The organism is Nostoc sp., assembly GCF_036917535.1.
Lineage (GTDB): Bacteria > Cyanobacteriota > Cyanobacteriia > Cyanobacteriales > Nostocaceae > Nostoc.
The window spans coordinates 115,877-139,002 of the sequence record NZ_JBALDA010000017.1; the positions used below are offsets into that span (position 1 = coordinate 115,877).

The window sequence follows — 23,126 nt, forward strand, 5'->3', positions numbered from 1 at the left end:
TATCAAAACTAGCAATGCCTTCTACTCTATAATTTTGACCTTCACATATTCAGGAAAGAGTTGAATTTGTGTAAGTTCATTTTCTAAAATTTGCAAGTCTCCGTTCTTTTCAATTTCCTTAAAACCTGCAAATTTATAAAACACATACATCATTCTATTATGATTGTTTGAAACAAACTCAGAACGCAAACGGACATTGTTGTTTTTAGCTAATGTCATCATATAATTAAGCATAATTGTACCAACACCTCTGGACATAACACGACAAGACATCAGCATAAGTTTTATAGTCCACACAACCTCTTGAAATTCTACAAGAGCTAATCCAATTTTACCGTAACTGCCATACTTATCATCTAAACTTGCAACTAATAGTTTATGTTTATCAGATTTGCGAAAATGATTGAGATCGTCATAGGAATATGTATAACCAGTTGTATTTAATTGATTAGTTCTAACTGTTAATTCTTCGGCTCGCTGTAAATCTTCTTCTTGGGCAGAAGAGATAGTAAAAATCATATTAAGTGTGGCTAAAAATTCTTCTTGAGTCCCAACAAATTTTTTTTCTAAATTGTTGCGTTCTATATCACTCATGTACATTAATCTTCTCAGTCTTGAATCCTCTGTAATAAAACGAGGATTCATTTCTGGCAGTTCGAGGAAATGCGCTAATTCACTAGTGTTAATACAAAGTATTTCTGTCAGTGAAAAACTAACTTCTTCCAATTCAAATAACTGGTCATCTATAAAAGCAAATGTATTGATACCAAGATTTAAGGACTTAGCAATTTCTTTGAGCGAACTAGATTTGGAGTTCCAATTGATTTGGGGATAGAGAAAATATTCGTGCAAACCAAACTCTTGGAGTTGCGCGATCGCTCTGGCATAATCATTTTTACTTGCGATAGATTGTAAAATACCTCGACCATCCAATGTTTTGATAATCTCGACTACCCGATTTCGCAAAGAAACGCGGTCATTCTCTAGTAAAACACCATCCCAAATTGTGTTATCTAAATCCCAAACTACACATTTGATAGCTTTTTTGTCGGTGTGTTTATTATTTGAAAGTTCAGCTTGTATATCAATCATATTCTTACGTCCTTGCCAGTAATTTTTGAGAAATTACAGCAGGAGTAGGTTGTAACATATACTCCTGATAACCGTAGTCAGCGATAGTTATCTGTTGTATTTGCGTGCTTCCTTCAATGATTTCCATGATTTTGGCATCTCGTAAATACCTGGCAACAGAATATTCACTACTGCATCCATTAGCACCGTGAATTTGTACGGCATCATTAGCAATTTTGGTTGCTGTTGTAGATGCAAAATATTTAGCGATAGAAGTCTCTACTATCGAGCTTGGATCGCTATTATCTTTGAGATAACCTGCTTGATAACACAGTAATCTTGCTGCTTTCACATTAGCAATCATCTCAGTGATCATTTGCCGAATCAATTGGTGTTCTTTGAGATAAACACCAAACTGCTTTCGTTCGCTTGTGTATTGAATACAGGCTTCTAGACACGCTTGAGCAATACCTACAGAACCCCATGCCACACTGTATCTTCCGTAATCTAGTGCAGAAGAAGCAATATAAGAGAAACCAAAACCTAACTTACCCACTAGATTATCTTGGGGAATTCGGCAATCCTGAAAATGTAATTCTGCTAACATAGAAGCCCGAACACCTAACATTCCAGAAATAGGTTTTATCGTAAGTCCTGGACTGTTCTTTTCAACTAAAAAAGCACTAGCTTTCCCTGAACATTGAGCAAATACCAAAAAAACATCGGCTATTTGTCCATAGGTAATCCATTTCTTCTGCCCATTTAACACATAGGAATCACCTGAAAGTATCGCTGTAGTTTCTATACTCTTGGCATCGCTACCAACATTAGGTTCACTCAAACCAAAAGCAGCTATAATCTCGCCAGATGCTAACTTTGGTAGCCAATAATCTTTTTGAGACTTATTGCCCCATTTATCAAGAGCGCGAGCAACCATGCTATGAACTGTGAGCAAACTCCGCAATGAAGAACATCCACGCCCAATTTCTTCGTTTAGAAGACCATAGGTAATCATGTCCATAGCTTTGCCGCCAAATTCTTTGGGTAATATAGCACCCAAATACCCTAGTTGAGCTAGATTTTTAATTAGCTTTGGAGGTGTGCGCTCTTCTTGGTCGTAGCGATTTGCGAGAGGAACAATTTCTTCGTCTACGAAAGCTCTAAATTTAGCTTGAGCATCTTTTTGTTGAGTAGTTAACTCTATTTTCATCTTACTAAGATTGACATTGATTAGAACTCATTTTTGTATTACTAAAGCTGTTTTGCGCTCAATCAAATTAGTCATTGCATTTATCGTCCTAAAGTTATTAAGTTCTAAGTCTTCATTATCAATAGTCAGTTGAAATTCTTGTTCAATAAACAAGACGAGTTGCATAGCGAACATGGAATTTACAAAACCGAGTGCAAATATATCTTCATCTAGCTGCAAGTCGTGATTACGGAAAAACTTTGAAAGGAATTGTCTAATTTTTGCTTGTATTTCTTTCATATTTTAAATAATGGTTGGGATTTTTTGTTAAAATCCTGTTTGATTTATGATAAATAAACTGCAAAGGAAAAAAGTATCTGACTTCAGATTGTTCTTTTATAAGTATAAAAACCTTGTCCATTCTTACGACCATACAATCCTGCATCTACCATCTTTTTCAGCAATTGACAGGGTCTGTATTTGCTGTCGTTGAAACTCTCATACAAAACTTCGATGGAAAAAAGAATTGTATCCAATCCAATTAAGTCAGCAGTTTCTAAGGGCCCCATCTTGTGACCAAAACAAGTTTTGAAAATTCTATCCACTTCTTCCACTGAAGCAACTTGATCTTGTAACAAGAAAATAGCTTCATTTATGGTCAACATTAAAACTCGGTTGGAAACAAAACCTGGCGAATCATTGACAAGGATGCCTTCTTTACCCATCTGTGCCAACAATTCTTTTGCTGTCGAGATTGTTTCATCGGATGTATGATATCCGCGAATCATTTCAACCATCGGCTTCATTGGAACCGGGTTCATGAAATGCATACCAATTACTTTGTTAGCACGCTTAGTTAGTGAAGCAATGCGAGTAATGGGAATAGCAGATGTATTAGCTGCAAATATAGCTTTCTGTGGACAAATCGCATCAAGCTGTGCGTATACCTCCTTTTTAATATCCCACTTTTCTGTAACGTTTTCAATCACGAAATCTATATCTTCAAGAAACTTATAATTTGTAGAAAATTTAATTCGATGCAGAATGTCATCGGGATTGTCTACTTGCTCATTTTTATTGAAAAAACCTTGAAAACGGATATTATTTTTGATTTGCTTGTTAGCAGATGATAAAATTTCTTCAGAAATATCTACTAGAATCACTTGATGATTGGTTTGGGCAAGGTTTTGAGCTAACCCAATTCCCATCACACCTGCTCCGACAACACCAACAGTTTTAATTTTCATCATCTTTATCCTGCAATAACCAAATTTTGCTATCTAGTTTGACATGATTTCATTTGCAGATAATTTTTCTAACTCTTCTATGAGAATTTCTTCAATTACCAAAGCTAATTCATCTATGGTGGGGGCTTCAAAAAGAGAACGAACAGGTAGCTCTATGTGAAAATTTTTGCGAAGTTGAGAAATTAGTACAGTTCCTGTGAGAGAGTCTCCCCCTAATACAAAGAAATTGTCATGAATACCAATCGGCTCAATACCTAGTAACTCTTGAAAAATCTCAGTCAGCTTGCGCTCTAGATCATTACTAGGAGCAACGTAAGCATTCTTTAAATTCGGTCTGGAGTGACGAGAAGATAAATTAACTTTTTGGGCAATAGTTTTTTCTTGTAAAGGTTTTAATTTAATCCATTGGTCAATTCTAGATTGTAAATTACCAGTCGAGACAACTATTTGATGATATTGACTCCACAAAAGAATACGTTCCAAGGCATTGATACCCTCAGTCGGTTCGATGGTGAATTCAGCCAAACTTGTACCAGCAGGTATTTGTGAATTGTCTGCGCCAAATTGCCATGCATCCCAATTGACACTCATCCAAGGAATCGGATTTGTCTGATTATGTTGGTAAGTAAAAGTGTCCGTTAATAAACTTGCTGCTGAGTAGGTAACAGAGCCTAATCCCCCTAAAACTGAGGTTAATGAAGACATTAATAGACAAAAATCAAGTTTTTGGGGTTGTAAAACATTTTCTAATATTAAAAGTTCCTGTTTTTTTTGTTGAAATTGCTGTTCGTACTCCATTTTATCTATCTCCATAATGGGAATAAATAATTTTTTTTTGGAAACTTTAGCTGTATGAAATACCCCGTTAATTTGACCAAACTGTTCTTGGATTAAATTTACTATATTAGTGTTTTTGATTAAGACTTCTGCACCGATATTTTCTAGTTCCTGTACTTTGAGAATCTTGCGGCTGATATTACATTGCTGATCGTGAGTTGTTAGCCACTGTTCCCATTTCTGTCGGTTGGGAAAATCCTCAGCCTCTAAAAGTAGTAGTTTTGCTTGTACTGTCTTTGCTAAATATTCGGCTACTACAAGTCCTATATCTTCGAGTCCACCAGTTATTAAATAGACTCCTTTTTCCCTTAATGGTGTTTCAGAAAAGTTTGCATCAAATTGCACAGACTCATAGGTTTGTACCCACCTTTCTAAACCACGGTAAGCAATCACTGAATCAGAGGAATTAGCTTTGATTTCCGTTAACAATTGACCTACAAATCTCTCTTCTTGCCAACTTCCTGGTGAAGGAATAGTAACATCGATATTGCGACATTTAATATTTGTATATTCTTGTGGGATGACTTTAACAAGTGCAAGTACAGTCGCTTTTTCTGGGCAAAGAGTTTCAACTCCGGTTACTGCTTGTATGTTGTTGGAGATAACTACAATTTGTAACTCATCAATGAAATTCTGTTTTCCCAGCGCCTGTGTCAACAACAACAAACTTTGGCATCCTTGGGCTGTGTTAGAGTCTGCAAGTTCTGACTGGGTTACATTCCACAGATGAATAATTCTTGTTGGTATGAAGTCTTGGGCGCGAAGTTCTTTAATTAGGGTATTGTATTCATCCTGTTTTTGAGGCGCTATTGTATATGTACGCTTGCCAAACTGCTTCTGTGAAGATTCGCTTGTACTACTAAATTGCTCGCCAACTCTCACGGCGATCGCATCTTGACTTTCAAGTTCGAGTCGGTTGATGATTTGAGCGCCTAACCCATACTCATCGACAAATACTAACCAGCGTTCTGCTTGTTTAACCTGACTGTTTAACTGTGGTGGTAGCGAACGTTTCCAGGAAGGAATATAGAACCAGTCAGCGATCTTGGGCTGTTTGCCAAATGAAACTTCATGCGTGTTCTGTGCATCTTGTTCATCAAGTAATGCTGTAAATGCGAATGGTACTTTCTCTGTTGCTGGCGCAGTAGCTTGAGCTACAATCACATGTTCTCTAAAAGGTGCAAATTCTGAAAACGCACTCACCTGCACGAAACCATGAGATTTGAGTTCTGCTTGCCACTGTTTTTCAGATATAAAAGGATTACCCATGTTGCGATCGCCTGATGAATCTTCTATCGGATTCATAATTAAGGCATCAATAACCTCTGATTCCAACCTGGCTTGAGTTGTCTCCCAAAGTAGCAGCAAGCCGCCAGGAGCAAGTAAAGAGCGAATATATTCCAAAGTTTGTCCAATATTTCGAGCTACATGCAGTACTTTAAAAGCTACGACTACATCATAACTGTGTTCCTTGTAGCCCTGTTCTGCTGGCGATCGTTCAATGTCTAGCAATTGATAGTCAAGAAACGGATAATCGCTAAACTTCTTTTTAGCTGCATTGAGGAAAAATCCACCCACATCAGTAAAGGTGTAGTTCGTTTGTTCTAAGGGCAATATAGGTAATAATTCTGCCGTGGCTGTACCAGTTCCAGCACCAAGTTCAAGAATTCTTAGGTTGACTCGAGATGACAATGACTTCACTACCTGTTCTACACATGCCCGCATAATCGAGTTGTAGTACTTATTCTCAGGTAATTGTTGGACTGAAAATTCTCCTGACTTTAATAAGGTAGAAACATGAAATTCTAACGGTTCTTTTTCACCAGTCAGTATGGCTATCATATTTTCGCCATAGAGTTGCAGCAAATCTATTTGTTGAAGTGTATCTGTGCATCTGACTCTTACCTCTGGTAAAAGTTTATCAATATAGTCTGTTGAAAGTGGTAACAGGTCGAGAAACAGCCCTTGTTCTTGATGCAAATGACCTTGCTCTACCAATATTTCCAGCCATCGACTTAACAATTCTTGATAGCGAGGAATAATCTGACATTGCTCAAACAATTCTGCCAATGAATACTTTTTAGAGGGATTGCTAAAAGCACCTAAATGTGACAAACCAAGATTGATATAGGCTGTGCATAAAATATCTAACCACTTTCTTTTCTCTTGATAAGCTTGCTCGTCAAATTCCGCAGCACCTACGCTAGCTTGGAGTTGACCAGCTTCTACCAGAGATTTCCAAAGTTCTGATGCTGTTAACTTGGGTTGAAAATTTATCTGTGAAGGTAATAATTTCTGCGGTTCAATCCAATATTTTTGTCGCTCAAAGGGATATGTTGGCAAGGGAAGACGATGTCGGTGCTCATGAGCATGAAATCCTGACCAATCTATCTTGATTCCCTCAAGCCACAGTTGTCCTACTGTGTTGAGGATGAAAGCAACGTCAGATTGTCGCTCGTATGCATAGCGTAGCGAAGATAATATTACTTTGTTATCATCAACATTATCTAAACATTGCATTGCCAAGCTGCTTAATGCTTGTCCTGGCCCTATCTCCAAGAAAATAGGACTGTGTTTTGCCCACAACTGATGTATTCCATCGGCAAATAGCACAGGTTGGCACATGTGCTGTGTCCAGTAGCTGGGATTTGTGGCTTGCTCTGGTGTTATCCAAGTTCCGGTAACGTTAGATAGATAAGGGATTTGTGGTGGTTTGAGATTGATAGTTTTTACCAGTGCGGTGAAGGAGTTAGCGATCGCCTCCATCATGTAAGAATGAAAAGCATGAGAAGTCTGCAATTGCCGACAAGCTAAACCCTGAGCGCTTAACTCACCTGCCAATTCCTCTACAGCCTGTGTAGTTCCCGCAAGCACGCACTGGGATGAACCATTGACTGCTGATAATGAAAGGTTTTCACCTAAGAAAGGTTGCACTTGTTGCTCTGTCAAAGGAACCGCCAGCATTGCGCCCCCTGGCAACTCTTGAATCATTTGCGCTCTTTTGGCAACAAGAGTAATTGCATCTTCTAAAGACAGTACCCCTGCTAAAGTTGCTGCGACATATTCACCGATGCTATACCCAATCATCGCCACTGCACGAATGCCCCAAGACATCCATAATTGAGCTAAAGCATATTCAATGGCAAATAGCGCTGGCTGAGTGAGATAGGTTTGATTGAGTTTTTCGGCAGCGGGATCTAGTGGTTGAGTACCCCGGCCAAGCATTTGGCGTAAATCTATACCAGATTTTTCTGGGGTTGCTTCTTGATTTGTAGAAGAAGTAGGATAGATAACTTCTTTGAGATTAAGACCTAACAGAGGTTCAAATAAAGAGCAACAGCGATCAAGTTGTTCGCGGAAAATAGGTTCATTTTGGTATAATTCAGAACCCATATTTACATAATGAGTTCCCAAACCAGTAAACATAAAAACTACTGAGCGCTCATTCGTCTCCTGAGTGCCACTGAGAACTCGTTTGGAATTCTGAAGGGCGGCTATAGCATCTTGAATGTCTTGACAAACAACTGTGCGGCGATGGCTAAAAGTGTGACGACCGACTTGCAATGTATAAGCGACATCCGCAAGGTTGAGTTCTGGGTGCTGTTGCAGATAATTAACCAAATTTACAGTTGCAGTTTCTAAAGCAGAATTGGTTTTAGCCGATAGACACAGTAGATATTTACTTTTGCCTTTTGACTTTTGACTTTTAACTTGTACTGGCGTTTCTTCAAGTACAACATGAGCGTTAGTCCCCCCAAGACCAAAAGAACTAACCCCAGCACGGCGTGGTGTCCCGTTTGTTTGCCATGCAGAAAGTTGGGTGTTGACGTAAAAAGGACTGTTGGCAAAGTCTATCTCAGGATTTGGTTCTTCAAAATGCAAGCTGGGTGGTATTTGTTGATGCTTGAGAGCCAAAACAGTTTTAATCAAGCTGGTTACGCCAGCGGCTGTATTCAAATGGCTGACGTTGGTTTTGACTGAACCGATAGCACAAAAACCTTTCTTATTGGTTCCGGCACGAAACACCTTTTCTAAGGCTCGAATTTCGATGGGGTCGCCAAGGGCTGTACCTGTGCCATGAGTTTCAATATAGGTAATTGTATCAGGAGCGAAAGAGGCGATCGCTTGAGCTTGAGCAATCACTTCTGCTTGACCTGCAACGCTTGGTGCTGTGTAGCTGACTTTCACTGCACCGTCATTATTAATAGCTGAACCTTTAATCACTCCATAAATATAGTCGCCATCTGCTACGGCATCTTCTAATCTCTTAAGAACAACAATACCCGCCCCTCTACCAAAAGGGCCGCCAGTAGCTTTGGCATCAAACGCACGAGTGTGAGCATCAGCAGAAGCCATGCCTCCAACTTGATAGAAATAACCTTCTACTTGCGGAACTTGGATGGCAATGCTTCCAGCTAGCGCCGTATCACACTGGTAACTTTGCAACCCTCGGCACGCTAGATGAACAGCTACTAAAGAGGTAGAACAAGCTGTACCAACACTAACACTCGGCCCTTTTAAATTTAACTTGTAAGAAACTCGTGTAGATATAGAATCCTTATCATTGCCAAGGGCAATTTGCATATTCAGCGATTTGAGCAAGTCAGGGTGTGAGGCGAGATTATTGAGCAGGTAAGTACTTAGATTGCCCCCAGCATATACACCAATTAGATTATTGTCTGATTTTGGGTCATAACCAGCATTTTCTAAAGCTTCCCAAGCACACTCCAAAAAAACTCGCTGCTGCGGGTCGAGAATTTCAGCTTCTCTAGGAGAGTAACCGAAGAATGAAGCATCAAACATCTCGATGTCTTCTAGCACAAACCCTGCTTTCACATAGTTAGGGTCTTGCAAAGAGGTTCGATCTATGCCTTGTGCCATTAACTCTTCATCGCTGAAGAGTGAAATAGACTCCACACCGCTGCACAAATTCTGCCAAAACTGAGTTACACTTTTGGCTCCAGGAAATCGACCAGCCATGCCAATGATGGCTATTCCTTTCAATCGATTACTCATATTACCCTCCTTTTGAGCTTCATCAGCTCCATTTCTTCTTCAATTGCTGCTTCTTGCCTCTTGGCACGCTCTTGTGCTTGCTCAAAGGCTGGTTGTTCGTTTTGTGTTTGGCTGAAATATTTTGCCAAAAGATTGATGGTGGGATATTCAAATAAGTCAGCTGTGGAAATATCGCAGTTTAAAGCAGCCTGCAATTTACTGCGTACTTGTACCATCAGGAGCGAATCGCCACCTAACTCAAAGAAGTTGTCGTGGATACCTACTTGTTCGCTCCCCAAGAGTTCTTGCCAGATAACAGAGATTTTTTGCTCGATTTCATTTCTGGGAGCAACATAGACAGTAGTCAGTTCTGGTCTTGAGTACGTTGGTTTCGAGAGGTTATCTTTGGTTGTAGCTTCTGAAATAGGTGAGTTACTGACGATATCCGGCTCGATTTGGAGTCTAAAATCATGGGTTGATACCAGAACTTGGGAAAAAGTATTCCCCAGAATCCGGTTGAACGCTTCTACTCCCTCAGCAGGTGATAAACCTTGCTCTAAGAGCTGTTTTTGATACGCTTGAGCAGGTGTAACAGATTTTTTCGGCTTTTTAGAACTAAAAGCCACGGATACTTTAGTATCTTTGTTTTCCCCAATAGCTAGGGAGTCTTGATTTTCTAAAGATACGACAATCTTACCAATATGTTTAGCTTTAGCCATATCTTCAAAGGCGCGAGCTACCGAGTCAATAGCAAAGACCTGATAAGACAAGGGTTTAAAATTTCTCTCGTGGAAATGTTGTACTACTTCGTGCCATAGGTCGCTAAAGTTGGGAAGTTGTCGGTCTACGTTAATAGCAAAGAACGATAAGCATTTTGCAAATACTTTTAAACCTAGTTGGCTATTGTTGAGAATATCCCGCTTACCAATTTCCAGAAAACGTCCATAAGGTGCTACTATATCTAGACTTTTAGTCAAGAATTCTCCAGCCAGCGAATTTAAAACGACATCGACTCCTTTACCATGCGTGCGTTGCATCACTTCGTCAGCAAAAGCCACAGACCTAGAATCAAAGACATGCTCAATGCCAATCGAATGCAGAAACGCTCGTTTCTCTGGATTTCCCGCAGTGGCGAAGATTTCTGCTCCTACCCACTGAGCAATTTGGACTGCGGCCATACCGACTCCACCAGCCGCAGCATGAATGAGAATGCGATCGCCCTTACTCAGCCTACCTAATTGCATCAACGAATAGTAAGCTGTAGTAAAGGCTACGGGAATTGTTGCCGCTGCTTCTAAACTCAAATGTTTGGGTTTGAGTGCAACCGACAAAGCGGAAGTTGTCAAAAATCGGCTAAAGCAACCATCACCAAAAGCAATCACTTCGTCTCCGATTTCAAATCCCTTAACGCCTTCTCCCAATGCCACTATCTTGCCAGCACACTCTAAACCAAACTTGAGATGAGTATCAGATGGAACAGGAAGCATTCCTAATGCTAGAAGTACTTCTTTAAAATTAAGACCAGTTGCACCAACTTCAATTTCTACCTCTCCTCGACCTGGTTGCTGGCGTGGCATTGATTGAAATGTCAGAGTATCTAGAATGCCAGGAGCAGAAATTTGCAAACAGAAGTTTTGGTTTTCAGCAACGGAAGATTTTTGTTGAACAGCAACTGTATTAGTCTCTATTTTTCTTAGGGTATACTCTTCTATTTCAACTAATTCTCTCCCTTGTCCATCCATAATAGTAATATCAAATTTCAGAGTATTATTCTGAACTTTTTTAGTGCTTCTAATATAACTATATATTTTTTCTGGTAAAGGTTCTAGAAATTTTAATCTCTTATAACAAAACGGCAAATAAGCGCCTTCTTCTTTAATTCCTAGAAAACCAATGGCATTATCTAATAAAGCCGGATGTAATTTATACACATCAATATCATCTGCAAATTCTGTAGGTATTTCTAGGGTAGCAAAACCCTGACTATTGCTAAAACTTGCCTGTTTAAAGTTGTTCCATCTAGAGCCAAATTCTATGTATCCCCCTTGATTTTCTGCAACAGTAATTTTCTGCTCGTTACATCTGGCTGCAATTTCTTCTACATTATATTTTTGAGGTAATTCTCTGGCGATAAAATTTATTTCGCCTCTAGCATGTTCTAACCATTTATCTTCTTCAGTATTAGATTGGCTAATAATCGAGAATTCAAATTTATCTGCCTGCTTTGTGAGAAGTGTCCGAACTTCTTTTTCTTCCTCTACTTCTACTACTAAAGGTGTGAGAAAGTAAACTTCCCTGATTTCTATAGGGCGATTTTCGCTGTGGGTTTCAAAAGCAGCTCTAGCCATTTCTAAGTAAGCTGTTCCTGGAAGCGTCGCCTTTCCCATAACTATGTGTTCATTCAAAACCCAATGTTTGATAACGCTAAACTTAGAGATATATATTTCTTGCCCTGAACTCTCTACTATACATTTTTCAAATAATGGATGATTCACTGTTTGGAATTGGGATTTGGCAGTCAGTTTTGCTGCTGTGGCTGCCATCCCGACTTCCTGCCAAGCAGACCAGTTAATAGATATAGAAAATATACCATCTCGATTGCTTTTGTAGTGAGCAAAAGCGTCAAGAAAAGCATTCGCACTGGTATAATCTACCTGCCCTATTTCTCCTTGAATGGCAGTCATTGAGGAACATAAAATAAAAAAATCAAGCTGAGTGTCTTGGAAAATACTATCAAGAACTAGCGTTCCCTTTACTTTAGGTGCTAGAACATTTGCTGTCATTTCTGCCGTTTTTAGCTGAATGATTCCACCTCCTGGAATCCCTGCGGCATGAATTACACCATTGAACTGACCAAAACTCTCCTGCGCTTGAGCGATCGCCCAACGCATTTGTTCAATATTAGTAACATCAGCATTCACTACCAAAATTTCTGCACCTAACTGTTCGAGTTCTTGGAGTTTTTGAATCTTGCGGCTAACACTATCTTGTTCACCATGAGCGTTTAGCCACTCTGACCATTTGTCTTTTGTTGGAAATTCTGAACGTCCTGTAAGCAGTAATTTTGCTTGTACAGTCTTCGCCAGATGCTCTGCTAGTACCAGTCCAATACCTCCCAATCCACCAGTGATTAAATATACGCCTTCTTTTTTGAGTTTTGGTATTTTTGCGGAGGCTGGCTCTAAGTGAACAGGTTCAAATTGTTGTACCCAGCGATGATTTCCTCGGTAGGCAATAACTGAGTCCGAAGATTGGGTTTGTAATTCGCTCAACAACTGGTCTATCAGTTTTTCTTGTTGCCAAGATTGATTTGAGGGAATGATAATATCAATGCTGCGACAACTGATATTAGAATACTCTTTTGGTATGACTTTCACAGGACCAAGAACAGTTGCCTTTTGGGGACACAGCATTTCAACTCCTGTCACTTCCTGCATATTGTTGGAGATGACAACTATTTGCAGTTGTTCGCTAAGGTGTTGTTTCCCAAGTGCCTGAGCAAGAAATAGCAAACTGTAAAATCCTAAATCTTCTGTATCAACTACTGATTTTGTGTTATTTACAGGTGTGACATTCCATAAATGCACAATTGTTTTTGGAAAATTGTCTTGTGCTAGAAGTTCCTTAAGCAGAGCATCATAGTCTTCTCGTTGTTGCGGATTTAAGGTGTAGTGGCGATCGCTTAGTTTTCTCAACTCCAATCCTACACTGACGGCGATCGCATTTTGACCTTCCAGTTCCCATCGTTTAACTAATTCCTCACCCAAGCCGCACTCATCGGTAAATATCAGAATGCAAGATTTTTCCCTTTCGGGCTTTTCCGATAGTGGAGAGCGTTTCCATGATGGGATGTAGAACCAGTTAGCAATATCTAACTTTTCACCTGGTAAAGAAGTAACAGGCTTCTGTACACTCGTCTTAACAGTTGTTACATTTTTTTGACCTTGAATCCAATAACGCTGGCGTTCAAAGGGATATGTTGGCAAGGGAAGACGATGACGGTGCTCATGAGCATAAAATCCCGACCAATCCACATTTACTCCAGATAGCCAAAGTTTGCCTAATGTGTTCAATATGAATGCTACATCTGACAGTTTTTCTTGAGGATGTCGTAATGAAGACAATCCCACCCGTTCTGAATGCTTTTTGGCGAAGGTAGATAAAGTATGTCCAGGCCCAACCTCTAGCAGAATGCGATTTGGCTCTTGCAACAATGCAGAGATTCCCTCCGAAAAGCGAACACAAGAGCGTAAATGTTTCGCCCAATAATTTGGATCTGTGGCTTGAGCTGCTGTAATCCAAGTGCCTGTGACGTTAGAAATAAAAGGAATTTTTGGGGGATTTAGTTTGACTTTATTGACTTCTTTGATGAATGGCTCCAAGATGGGTTCCATCATCGGAGAATGAAAAGCGTGGGAGGTATGCAGGCGACGACATTCTATCCCTTGAAGCTGGTTTTGAAATTCATCTATAGCATCATCAGTTCCCGATACTACACACAAAGCTGGCGCATTACTAGCAGCTAAGGATAAATTTTCATTCAGTAAACCTCTGACTTCTGCTTCTGGCAGTGGTACTGAGAGCATAGCACCAGATGGAAGTTGTTGCATCAGTCGCCCACGAGCAGCCACCAGAAATAAAGCATCTTCAAGTGACATCACACCAGCTAAAGTTGCAGCAATATATTCCCCGATGCTGTGGCCAATCATTGCTTGGGGAGAAATCCCCCACGACATCCACAGTTGAGCTAAAGCGTATTCTATGACAAACAATGCAGGTTGAGTGATGTCAGTTTGTTGGAGTTTTTCGGCTGCGGCTTTTGATTCGGACTCGTTGGGGTAAATCAGTAAACGCAAATCCAACCCTAAATGAGGTTGCAGCAATTCACAACACAAATCAATCTGTTGTTGAAAAATCGGCTCAGTTTGGTAAAGTTCTTTACCCATATCTACATACTGAGCGCCCTGTCCAGGGAACATGAAAGCGATGGGGCGATCGCCATTTTCAACTAAGCGAGTGAAAATTCTTTGCGGATCTCCTAACTGCAAGGCGCTGGCTGCATCTTCGATATCTTGGCACACCAGCACACGACGATGATTAAATTCACCACGCCCCACTTGTAGGGTATGGGCAACATTCGCTAAGTCCACATCGGGATGTAGCTGGAGGTGATTAGCCAGATTTTCTGTTGCAGTTTCTAAAGCAGAGTCAGTTTTAGCAGAAAGTAGCAACAACTGCCAGGGACGAGAAGGGCTAGAAGGTTCTAGCACTGGTGCTTCTTCTAAAACGACATGAGCATTAGTGCCACCAATACCCAAGGAACTCACACCAGCACGGCGAGGACTATTTCCTGGTTTCCATTCTGCTAGCTTTGTATTGACATAAAAAGGGCTGTTGGCAAAATCAATTTGGGGATTTGGCTGTTCAAAATTTAAGCTGGGTGGTATTTGCTTGTGTTTCAAGGCTAAGACAGTTTTAATTAGTCCGGCAATCCCAGCAGCTGCATCCAAATGACCAATGTTTGTTTTCACTGAACCAATAGCACAGAAGCCTTTTTTGTTGGTATTACTACGAAAAACTTGAGAGAGTGCGGCAATTTCAATGGGATCGCCTAAAGCTGTACCAGTCCCATGAGCTTCGATATAGTTGATTGTCTCAGGCTCGACTCCAGCCAGCATCATTGCTTCGGCAATCACCTCTGCTTGACCATTCACGCTAGGTGCTGTGTAGCCAACTTTACTAGAACCATCATTATTGATAGCTGAACCTTTAATTACAGCATGGATGAAATCGCCATCTGCTAAAGCATCGCTCAATCGCTTAAGGACAACAACACCCACACCATTACCGATGGTCGTTCCTTGCGCTTTAGCATCAAAAGCACGACAATGACCATCAGCAGACAGTGTTCCTCCCGGTTCGTACAAATAACCTATTTTTTGTGGTACGTGGATAGAAACTCCACCAGCCAAAGCCATATCGCATTGATAATTCAACAAGCTTTGGCAAGCGAGTGTGGTTGCAACTAATGAAGTGGAGCAAGCTGTTTGGACTGTAATACTTGGACCAGTTAGATTTAATTTATAAGAAACACGAGTTGTAAGAAAATCTTTATCATTACCAATTACTGTTTGATAGCATTGGGCTGAACCCATGCAATCGCGATTTAAATCTACAGAATAATAGTTATTCAGGCTAGCACCAGCATAAACTCCAATCCGACTGTCACATCTATTAGAATCATAGCTAGCATTTTCCAACGCTTCCCAGGCGCATTCTAAGAAAACACGGTGTTGGGGATCTGTAATTTCTGCTTCTTTGGGATTAAAACTAAAAAATCCCGCGTCAAATAAATCGATATTTTCTAATATGGCACTGGCTTTTACATAATTAGGTTCGTTTAGTATATTAGGAGCAATTCCGTCAGATATGACTTCTTCATTTTTGAAGATAGAAATTGACTCTACGCCAGATTGTAAATTTTGCCAAAATTCTTCAATATTTTTAGCACTAGGAAAACGCCCTGCCATTCCTATAATGGCAATTTCAGCAATTGATTCATAATTATCTACAATGTCCATTATTATTTATTTCCTTTTTATATTTTAAAAGTTTTTGACCAATTAACTATTTATTGTTTATTAAAATATTTCCCTTATTACTTGTTGTTGAAATTATTTTATAATACATTTTTGTCTATATATATTTCTGACGTTTGGAGTTTAACTCTATCTCCAATGTCTTTTAAACGACTAAATTGCTGTACTAAAATAGGTACATTGCTAAGACTCTGCCAATAATTCCACAAATAAGAAATTATTGCATATAGATCCCCTGCTTTTACGCCTGGTAGCTGAGTCGCACGAAGCAAAATAGCGACAGCAAATACTAGTGAAAGCAGTTCCATAAATCCATAATTAGCTGCTTCGGCATTGGAAAGATAAATTCTCAATTTGGAAATAAATAGATAGTGTTGGTACACAGTCTCACCTTTGCAAGCTGTCAAAATTTCGACTTCATCTTCTAAGTGATCGTTAAGTTTTTGATTCAATTTTATTGACTTGCCAACATATACGTAATTAATGAAAATTATAGGAATAAGCAAGGCCAAAGAATAAAAGCCCATCTGAATATCATAAATAAACAGCATCACTAAAGCCCCAAAAAAGTCAAACAAAGACCTAAGTATTTGAGGAATATCACGCTCAAAAAAATCGACAAACTCTCTAGTCAAGGCAGAACGAGCAATAATTTGGGAGTTAGGTACACCCTGTTTATTTTGCTCTAATACTACTAAAGTGACCAGATGGCTGTATACATTAGTAAAAGTACGCGTATCGTATATTTTGCGTGCAACTTCTGTAATGTCGTAAGCCAACCAAATGCATATCAGTAATATCAGACTTTCATATCGTTTTTGAAGTAATTCATTGATTGTAACACCAATTATAAAAGGATAAAGTAAATTAAACAAAATTCCTAATATAGTCAAAAAATATGTTAATAAGATTGAATATTTATGACTGATAAACAAATGTTTCAGTATCATATTAAACCCAGTAATTACAATCCTAAACTTAAAGCGATCGCTCGTCTAATATCACCATCTGATTCCATTATTAAATAGGTAATATACATGCTCTTTATTTCAACTTTTACGTAGGGTACTAGTTTGTTTCCGACAAACAACACAAGCCCAATCTGACTCTTGACCAATATCAACTCCCAAATCACGGTTGATATAATAGATATTAACTTCCGTAAACCCTAGTTGTTCAAGAGTCTGTTGAATAAGTTTGGGAGAATAGGCTCTATATGAATAATTCCAGTCTAAACGTTGCCAGTTTCCATTTATCAGTTCAAATCTAGCTACATCAGCTTCACCTAATTTTTTGTCCGAGTCATAGCTCCAACGTGTAGCCATAACATGATTATCTGAAATATAGCTAATAGAACCTCCAGAAATCAATGATTCACCATCTTCTTCTAAATATAAATCGAATACAAACCAACCGTTTGTTAGCAGTGATGTACACACATTTTTAAAGACAGATTTTAGTTCTTCAATACTGAGAATATGGCTGAGACCTCTATCTGTAGAAATAACTGCATCAAAGGTAGGTGGCAACTTGAAAAAGCGTGCATCATCTAGGATAAATTTGGCATCAGCAACATTTTTACGAGCATAAGACAACATCATCTCAGAGCCATCTAGCCCAGTTACTCGATACCCTTTTTCTATGAGTCGTTTTGCTACTTGTCCTGTGCCACAACAAAGGTCAAAAATATGTGCACTTTCGGGAAGACGTTGCAGCAATAAGTTTTCCAATAAAGCTATTTTCATGTCATAGTTATCTGTGCCCATCGCTTCGTCATACATAGAAGCCCAATTATCATAATCAGAATAACGATTAGTTGAACTCATGAAAAGTTTCTCCTAAAGAAAAAATAAACTTGATATGGTCAGCAAGCCGAACTGCTAAAGCGACGATGGTCAGCGTCGGATTGGCAGACCCAGCAGTGGGAAACACTGAAGAACCAGTTATGTACAAGTTACTAATTCCATGTACTCGACAGTTTTCATTAACAACACCCTGTTTAGGATCTACGTGCATACGCGTTGCTCCCATTTGATGGCAAAACGATACCAAAGGTGCTTCTTTTATTTCTGTTCCAGGAGGAGGCCAAGACCAAGACTCATAGCCATCTTCCTCAGCAAGTTCAATTTGTTGTAATTTTTCAAACAGATGATTCAGTTCAATACGACTGATTATTGTCGAGGGAAGCAAAGAGTCATCCTCTCGAGCAAGTTCAATTTTAAGCTTACCAAACTCGGTACGACGTAATTCCTCATCAAGAATTTGTTGCGAACGCAGAATAGTATATTTCTCAGTTAAACTAAGTTGCAGATCCAATTTTGCTGTATTTACACCAAACCTATCTTGCTCGTGAGTAAGTGTAATGCGGTTCCTTGGCTCAGGAGCTTGCTCTAACATATTTAAAGCCTTGAAAATTAGTGGAAAAGGTGTGGGCAATAGGACAGTACTACAGCTGAGTAGCTTTTCTTGTTCTTGTAGTTCTTGAGATAGGGATAAGCCAAGTAAAATTCCATAAGAATCAATAGCTTCCAAAGTATACAAAGTAGGATAATATTTTGATTTAGAAAAAAAGATACTACCAGAGCCGTACAAATGTGGGCGTTCCATAAAAAACCTGCCCACAATATCATGTTGATTACCTAAACCATTATTTTGAACTTGATTAGAAGCTAATAGAAGGCGAGGATTCTCAATTCCTCCCATAGCTAAAATAAAAATTTTTGCAGCAACCCAGAATGTTGTTCCATTGACACATGCAACTTTGACCTTTGTAATAGTTTGAGCAGTATCGTTTGTTTCAATTTTTACTACATTTGCATGAATGTAAGTGTAGATATGCTTCGCCTTCTCGATTTCCGACTGATAAGCTTTACCAAATTGCAGTGTTGGTGTAGCTACTTGCCAAACTCTTGTAACTAATTGTTTACTATTAAACGGAATTAGGCTTAATTCAGGATGCCCTAAAGTTTTTATTAAATGCGTAGGATCGTAATTTTTAAAATCACCAATCTGACAGATTTTTTGAGCACGATTGTAGTAAGGAATTAGTTCTGCTTTTGTAAAAGGCCACCCACTGTATGGAACCCAAGGGCGACATTCAAAATCAACATCATCAAGTGGGCGACACCAGGAACCCTAAAAATTGGTATTACCGCCTAAAGAACGACAAGAACGTACATGTTTTGAGTAAGATAGTCCAAGATTTTCACCATCAGACAAGACTTTTGTCAGTTCCTCAGGTTCCTCTAGTCCTCCACTTTCGAGCAGACAGACATGATGTGATGTGCCCATGAATTCTTTTGCCAGAGTAATTCCTGCTGCTCCGCCTCCAACAATGCAAATTTCACTGTCAATAACTGTACCATCTGGTATGTTAAATGCATCAATAATCAAAATTTAACTCCTTGGGTTTTAGTTGTTAGTAAAAGCTCAATCTTTACAACCGCTGACATTATGCTGGAGTAAAATGAACACAAGGATTAGTACAACAAGGCAAAAGTCAAAAGCAAGAATACATAATGCTGCAAACTTTTTACTTCATTTCAAATGGTGGCTTTATTTCTGCGATGACGTACTTGAAAAGAAACAGGTAGCCATCATCAAAAGTGATTAGTACTGCCCGCCCTGGAAGCGGCTTTTTTGTCATCATCGCTATGCGCCAGTCCTCTAATGTGACACTATAGAATCCTGCATCTTGCAGATAGCGCAGCTGTTCTTCAAATGCTTCAGGTGTTACACGCCATTGAGCCATTTTAGATGAACCAGTGGAGGCAACCCTGTGATACATCAGAATAGGCAGTTCAATAGTGTGGGTGACAATAGAAATTTCTGGGTTACGCTGGGGTATTCCACCTTCCCATAAAACATTCTCCGCATCTGTAGAGTTTAGTTGTCCATGTTGAACCTCAATTACCTCTGGAATTAATGACTCCTCTAAAAAGCTACCAGGTAATTTTCGTTGAAAAAGTTGAACTCGGTAAACAGGAGTGTGGAGTTCCTTGATTTTGTCTTATTTTAAGGTGGTTGCTCTAAAGCTTTAAAAAATACATACTTTTTCATAACAATCCTGTGGTGGAAAGAGCCTTACCAATCAACGGAAATTCTAAAATCAATGGTAAAATTTTCCCTTTTATTGGAGCTTCATTTCTAACAGCTTCAAAAACTATTTCTGAACACCACTCATTTATAAAGTTAGAGGCTAAACTAATGCTATTTTCAATATTTATTACATGATGAAACCACCTTATTGGTACAAATATAATTTCTCCCGCTTCTAGGTTTACTTCTACTGGCGTAGTATTTACATAAAGGGGAAATTTTTTGTAATCTGGGTTGAATACGTCAACTTGACCGTTGTACAAGAAATCTTCTTGGTCTGGTGTGAATAAAACAATTTTTTTCCGCCCAGAAATCAGCGCTATCCATGAAGGCATATCCAAGCCATCCTTATGAAGACCTATCGATGTATCTTTAGCACCTATAAAGAGTATAGTCAACAAATAACCGAAATAATTGTTTAAAGGCTTCTGTGGCAGTCTTGGCAACCAATCGTGGAAATAAACTGGAACTTTGTAGTCTTCGTAAAGTTTAGGAAAAGAAGAAATAGGCCAGGCTCGGTAGAGAAATTTGTCGCAATCAGCAGCGGTCGTTCGATCCAGATATTCAGCAACAGTCATATCCATTAACGGGTTCTCCACACCAAAGTCTCCGACGGAAATTGATGCACACTCCGACCTGAAGAAATCTAAAGTCCACTTTGTCGAGGCTTTCCAGTCTTTCATTGCATCTGTGATGATGACAGGTTTTCCAACAGATGCGTACTCTCGGACAAACTCATCATACGAAAGGTTGCTGCGACGATCAACTGAATAAATTGATGTCCACACCAACTTATATTTTTGCTTGCGCCACATTCTTGTAAGTAAATACATTATTAAGCGAACGACAACAATTAACGTAATCGTGACAAAAGTAAATCTAATAATCGTGAACAGATAAAAAGGTAGTTGTACATTCATGATTTTAAATGGCGCAACAACAAATAATTAAAAAAGTTATCATATTTTTGATTGCAAATCAAGTTTTTCTGTGCTTCATCTTCTAAGAGTTGCTCAATGTCTGTTAAGGCTTTAGCTAACGCATTCTCATCTGTTTGATCAGCCATTTTTATGATAATCACTTCAGCTAACCCAGCTATAGTTGGTTCATTAAAGAAACTCTTTTTTGAGCACGATTGTAGTAAGGAATTAGTTCTGCTTTTGTAAAAGGCCACCCACTGTATGGAACCCAAGGGCGACATTCAAAATCAACATCATCAAGTGGGCGACACCAGGAACCCTAAAAATTGGTATTACCGCCTAAAGAACGACAAGAACGTACATGTTTTGAGTAAGATAGTCCAAGATTTTCACCATCAGACAAGACTTTTGTCAGTTCCTCAGGTTCCTCTAGTCCTCCACTTTCGAGCAGACAGACATGATGTGATGTGCCCATGAATTCTTTTGCCAGAGTAATTCCTGCTGCTCCGCCTCCAACAATGCAAATTTCACTGTCAATAACTGTACCATCTGGTATGTTAAATGCATCAATAATCAAAATTTAACTCCTTGGGTTTTAGTTGTTAGTAAAAGCTCAATCTTTACAACCGCTGACATTATGCTGGAGTAAAATGAACACAAGGATTAGTACAACAAGGCAAAAGTCAAAAGCAAGAATACATAATGCTGCAAACTTTTTACTTCATTTCAAATGGTGGCTTTATTTCTGCGATGACGTACTTGAAAAGAAACCAGCTGCTATGAGATCCTCAACACTACTCTTAAAAGCTTGAATTAAGCAATCAATATCTTGGTCTGTATGTGCTGTAGATAAATAGCCAGCACCACTTTCAAGTAAAGTGATTCCTTTGTAGCGTAAGTGATACATTAATAATCTCAAGCTTGTCCAGTAGGATTCGTCTTGTAATTGAGCAGAAGTCCCCATAGAACTTAAACTGAATAGTGAGCCGAAATTCGAGTAGCAAAGTGACAATTCATTTTCTGTAAAGATAGTATTCAATCTTTTGACAAGCTCAGAAGTGCGTTGATTTAGTTGCTGTTGCAGGTCGAAACCATAAACTTTGAGATGTTGCAGAACAGAGTATGCAGCAGCCATCGCCAGTGGATGTCTACGAAAAGTGCCAGCAAAAAAAGTCGTCTCGACTTGAGGATAAGAAATATCACCATAGTTCCACATCCCACCGTCGATTCTATCTATATAAGCAGCTTTACCAGCTATGATGCCAATTGGCAAACCACCACCAATAATTTTTCCGTAGGTTGCTATATCTGCTTGAACGCCGAACCATGCCTGTGCGCCACGTGGATGAATACGAAAACCTGTAACCATTTCATCAAAAATCAATACTATTCCTGTTGCTTGTGTTAATTGTCTTAGTTGCTGAAGAAACTCTTGAGGCTGCAAGTTAGCATGACGACTCTGCACAGGTTCAACTAGAACGGCGGCCAATTCCTGTGCATTAGATTCAATCACATCTAATGACTGAGGATTTCCATAATCTAGAACCAAAATATCTTCTACAAAATTGGGAATTACTCCTGGAGCTGTGGGTACAGTACATAGATTTCCATCGACTGTCTTTGATTGTTGAGCTAGAGTTCCATCAAAATGACCATGATAAGAACCTGAAAATATCACTATTTTCTTACGACCTGTTGCTGCTCTGGCTAGGCGTACCGCTGTCATTACTGCTTCTGTGCCTGTGTTGGAAAAGGCTACTCGTTCCATCTGTGTCAGTTCACAGATTAACTGAGCAACCTCACCTACTAGCTCTGGCTGTAAACCAAGCTGAATGCCTTTTTCAAGCTGCTCCTGTAAAGCTTTCTTAATAAAGTCTGGATTATGACCAAAGAGATTTATTCCCTGTCCCATGATGAAGTCAGTGTATTCGTTCTCATCTACATCCCAGATTTTGGAACCCAGAGAGCGCTTTACAACTATGGGATAACACACTTCTTTGATTGAGACATCAAACAATCCCAAAAGACCGGGTTCAGCAATTACAGGATGATAGGTTTGTTGAAATGTTTTTGAGGTTTTTGTTCGTTCATTATAGGATTTGATAAATGTTTCTAAATATCTGCTTTGTAAGTTAAATAAACTAACATCTTCTGCATACATAAGTTCATA

15 protein-coding genes and 1 pseudogene are annotated in these 23,126 nt (G+C 39.2%); all 16 read right to left on the reverse strand.

Annotated features, from left to right (window positions below; all coding sequences use genetic code 11):
- Positions 1-21: 21 nt before the first annotated feature.
- The 16 genes and pseudogenes from V7K56_RS06015 to V7K56_RS06090 all read right to left on the reverse strand — a co-directional run bounded on the left by V7K56_RS06015 (position 22) and on the right by V7K56_RS06090 (position 23,117).
- Positions 22-1,092 carry an HAD-IIIC family phosphatase gene (locus V7K56_RS06015; RefSeq protein ID WP_334908544.1) on the reverse strand — a complete coding sequence of 357 codons (1,071 nt, stop codon included), beginning with the start codon at positions 1,090-1,092 and terminating at the stop codon, positions 22-24.
- 4 nt (positions 1,093-1,096) lie between these two features.
- Complete coding sequence (locus V7K56_RS06020; RefSeq protein ID WP_334908546.1) at positions 1,097-2,281, reverse strand: acyl-CoA dehydrogenase family protein; 1,185 nt, start codon at positions 2,279-2,281, stop codon at positions 1,097-1,099.
- Positions 2,282-2,308: 27 nt separating this feature from the next.
- Positions 2,309-2,560, reverse strand: a complete 252-nt coding sequence (locus V7K56_RS06025) for an acyl carrier protein (RefSeq protein ID WP_334908548.1) — start codon at positions 2,558-2,560, stop codon at positions 2,309-2,311.
- Between the two features lie 83 nt (positions 2,561-2,643).
- Positions 2,644-3,510: a 3-hydroxyacyl-CoA dehydrogenase family protein gene (locus V7K56_RS06030; protein ID WP_334908550.1), complete on the reverse strand. Its 867-nt coding sequence runs from the start codon at positions 3,508-3,510 to the stop codon at positions 2,644-2,646.
- A 30-nt stretch (positions 3,511-3,540) separates the two neighbouring features.
- On the reverse strand, positions 3,541-9,360 hold the full coding sequence (locus tag V7K56_RS06035) for a beta-ketoacyl synthase N-terminal-like domain-containing protein (RefSeq protein ID WP_334908552.1): 5,820 nt from the start codon (positions 9,358-9,360) through the stop codon (positions 3,541-3,543).
- Entirely contained in the window at positions 9,357-11,537 is a 2,181-nt protein-coding gene (locus V7K56_RS06040; protein ID WP_442939927.1) for a zinc-binding dehydrogenase, read from the reverse strand. The genes V7K56_RS06035 and V7K56_RS06040 overlap by 4 nt, the downstream gene beginning before the upstream one ends.
- Positions 11,538-15,920: pseudogene (locus V7K56_RS06045) on the reverse strand (type I polyketide synthase); the annotation flags it as partial.
- Between the two features lie 98 nt (positions 15,921-16,018).
- The gene (locus V7K56_RS06050; RefSeq protein WP_334908554.1) at positions 16,019-16,888 is read right to left on the reverse strand and encodes an ABC transporter six-transmembrane domain-containing protein; all 870 of its coding nucleotides are present in this window, start codon (positions 16,886-16,888) and stop codon (positions 16,019-16,021) included.
- 99 nt (positions 16,889-16,987) lie between these two features.
- Positions 16,988-17,764, reverse strand: a complete 777-nt coding sequence (locus V7K56_RS06055; protein ID WP_334908556.1) for a class I SAM-dependent DNA methyltransferase — start codon at positions 17,762-17,764, stop codon at positions 16,988-16,990.
- A complete protein-coding gene (locus V7K56_RS06060) occupies positions 17,751-18,545 on the reverse strand; it encodes a GMC family oxidoreductase (protein WP_442939924.1) in 795 nt (264 codons plus the stop codon). Before V7K56_RS06060 ends, V7K56_RS06055 begins: the two co-directional genes overlap by 14 nt.
- Positions 18,546-19,073: 528 nt before the next feature.
- Complete coding sequence (locus tag V7K56_RS06065; RefSeq protein WP_334908560.1) at positions 19,074-19,331, reverse strand: hypothetical protein; 258 nt, start codon at positions 19,329-19,331, stop codon at positions 19,074-19,076.
- 139 nt (positions 19,332-19,470) lie between these two features.
- Positions 19,471-19,725, reverse strand: a complete 255-nt coding sequence (locus tag V7K56_RS06070; protein WP_334908562.1) for a hypothetical protein — start codon at positions 19,723-19,725, stop codon at positions 19,471-19,473.
- A gap of 268 nt (positions 19,726-19,993) precedes the next feature.
- Entirely contained in the window at positions 19,994-20,956 is a 963-nt protein-coding gene (locus V7K56_RS06075; protein WP_334908564.1) for a cupin-like domain-containing protein, read from the reverse strand.
- Positions 20,953-21,102, reverse strand: a complete 150-nt coding sequence (locus tag V7K56_RS06080) for a hypothetical protein (protein WP_334908566.1) — start codon at positions 21,100-21,102, stop codon at positions 20,953-20,955. Before V7K56_RS06080 ends, V7K56_RS06075 begins: the two co-directional genes overlap by 4 nt.
- 173 nt (positions 21,103-21,275) lie before the next feature.
- Positions 21,276-21,533, reverse strand: coding sequence for a hypothetical protein (locus V7K56_RS06085; protein WP_334908560.1), 258 nt, complete (start codon positions 21,531-21,533; stop codon positions 21,276-21,278).
- A 162-nt stretch (positions 21,534-21,695) separates the two neighbouring features.
- Positions 21,696-23,117 carry an aspartate aminotransferase family protein gene (locus tag V7K56_RS06090; protein WP_334908568.1) on the reverse strand — a complete coding sequence of 474 codons (1,422 nt, stop codon included), beginning with the start codon at positions 23,115-23,117 and terminating at the stop codon, positions 21,696-21,698.
- Positions 23,118-23,126 lie beyond the last annotated feature (9 nt).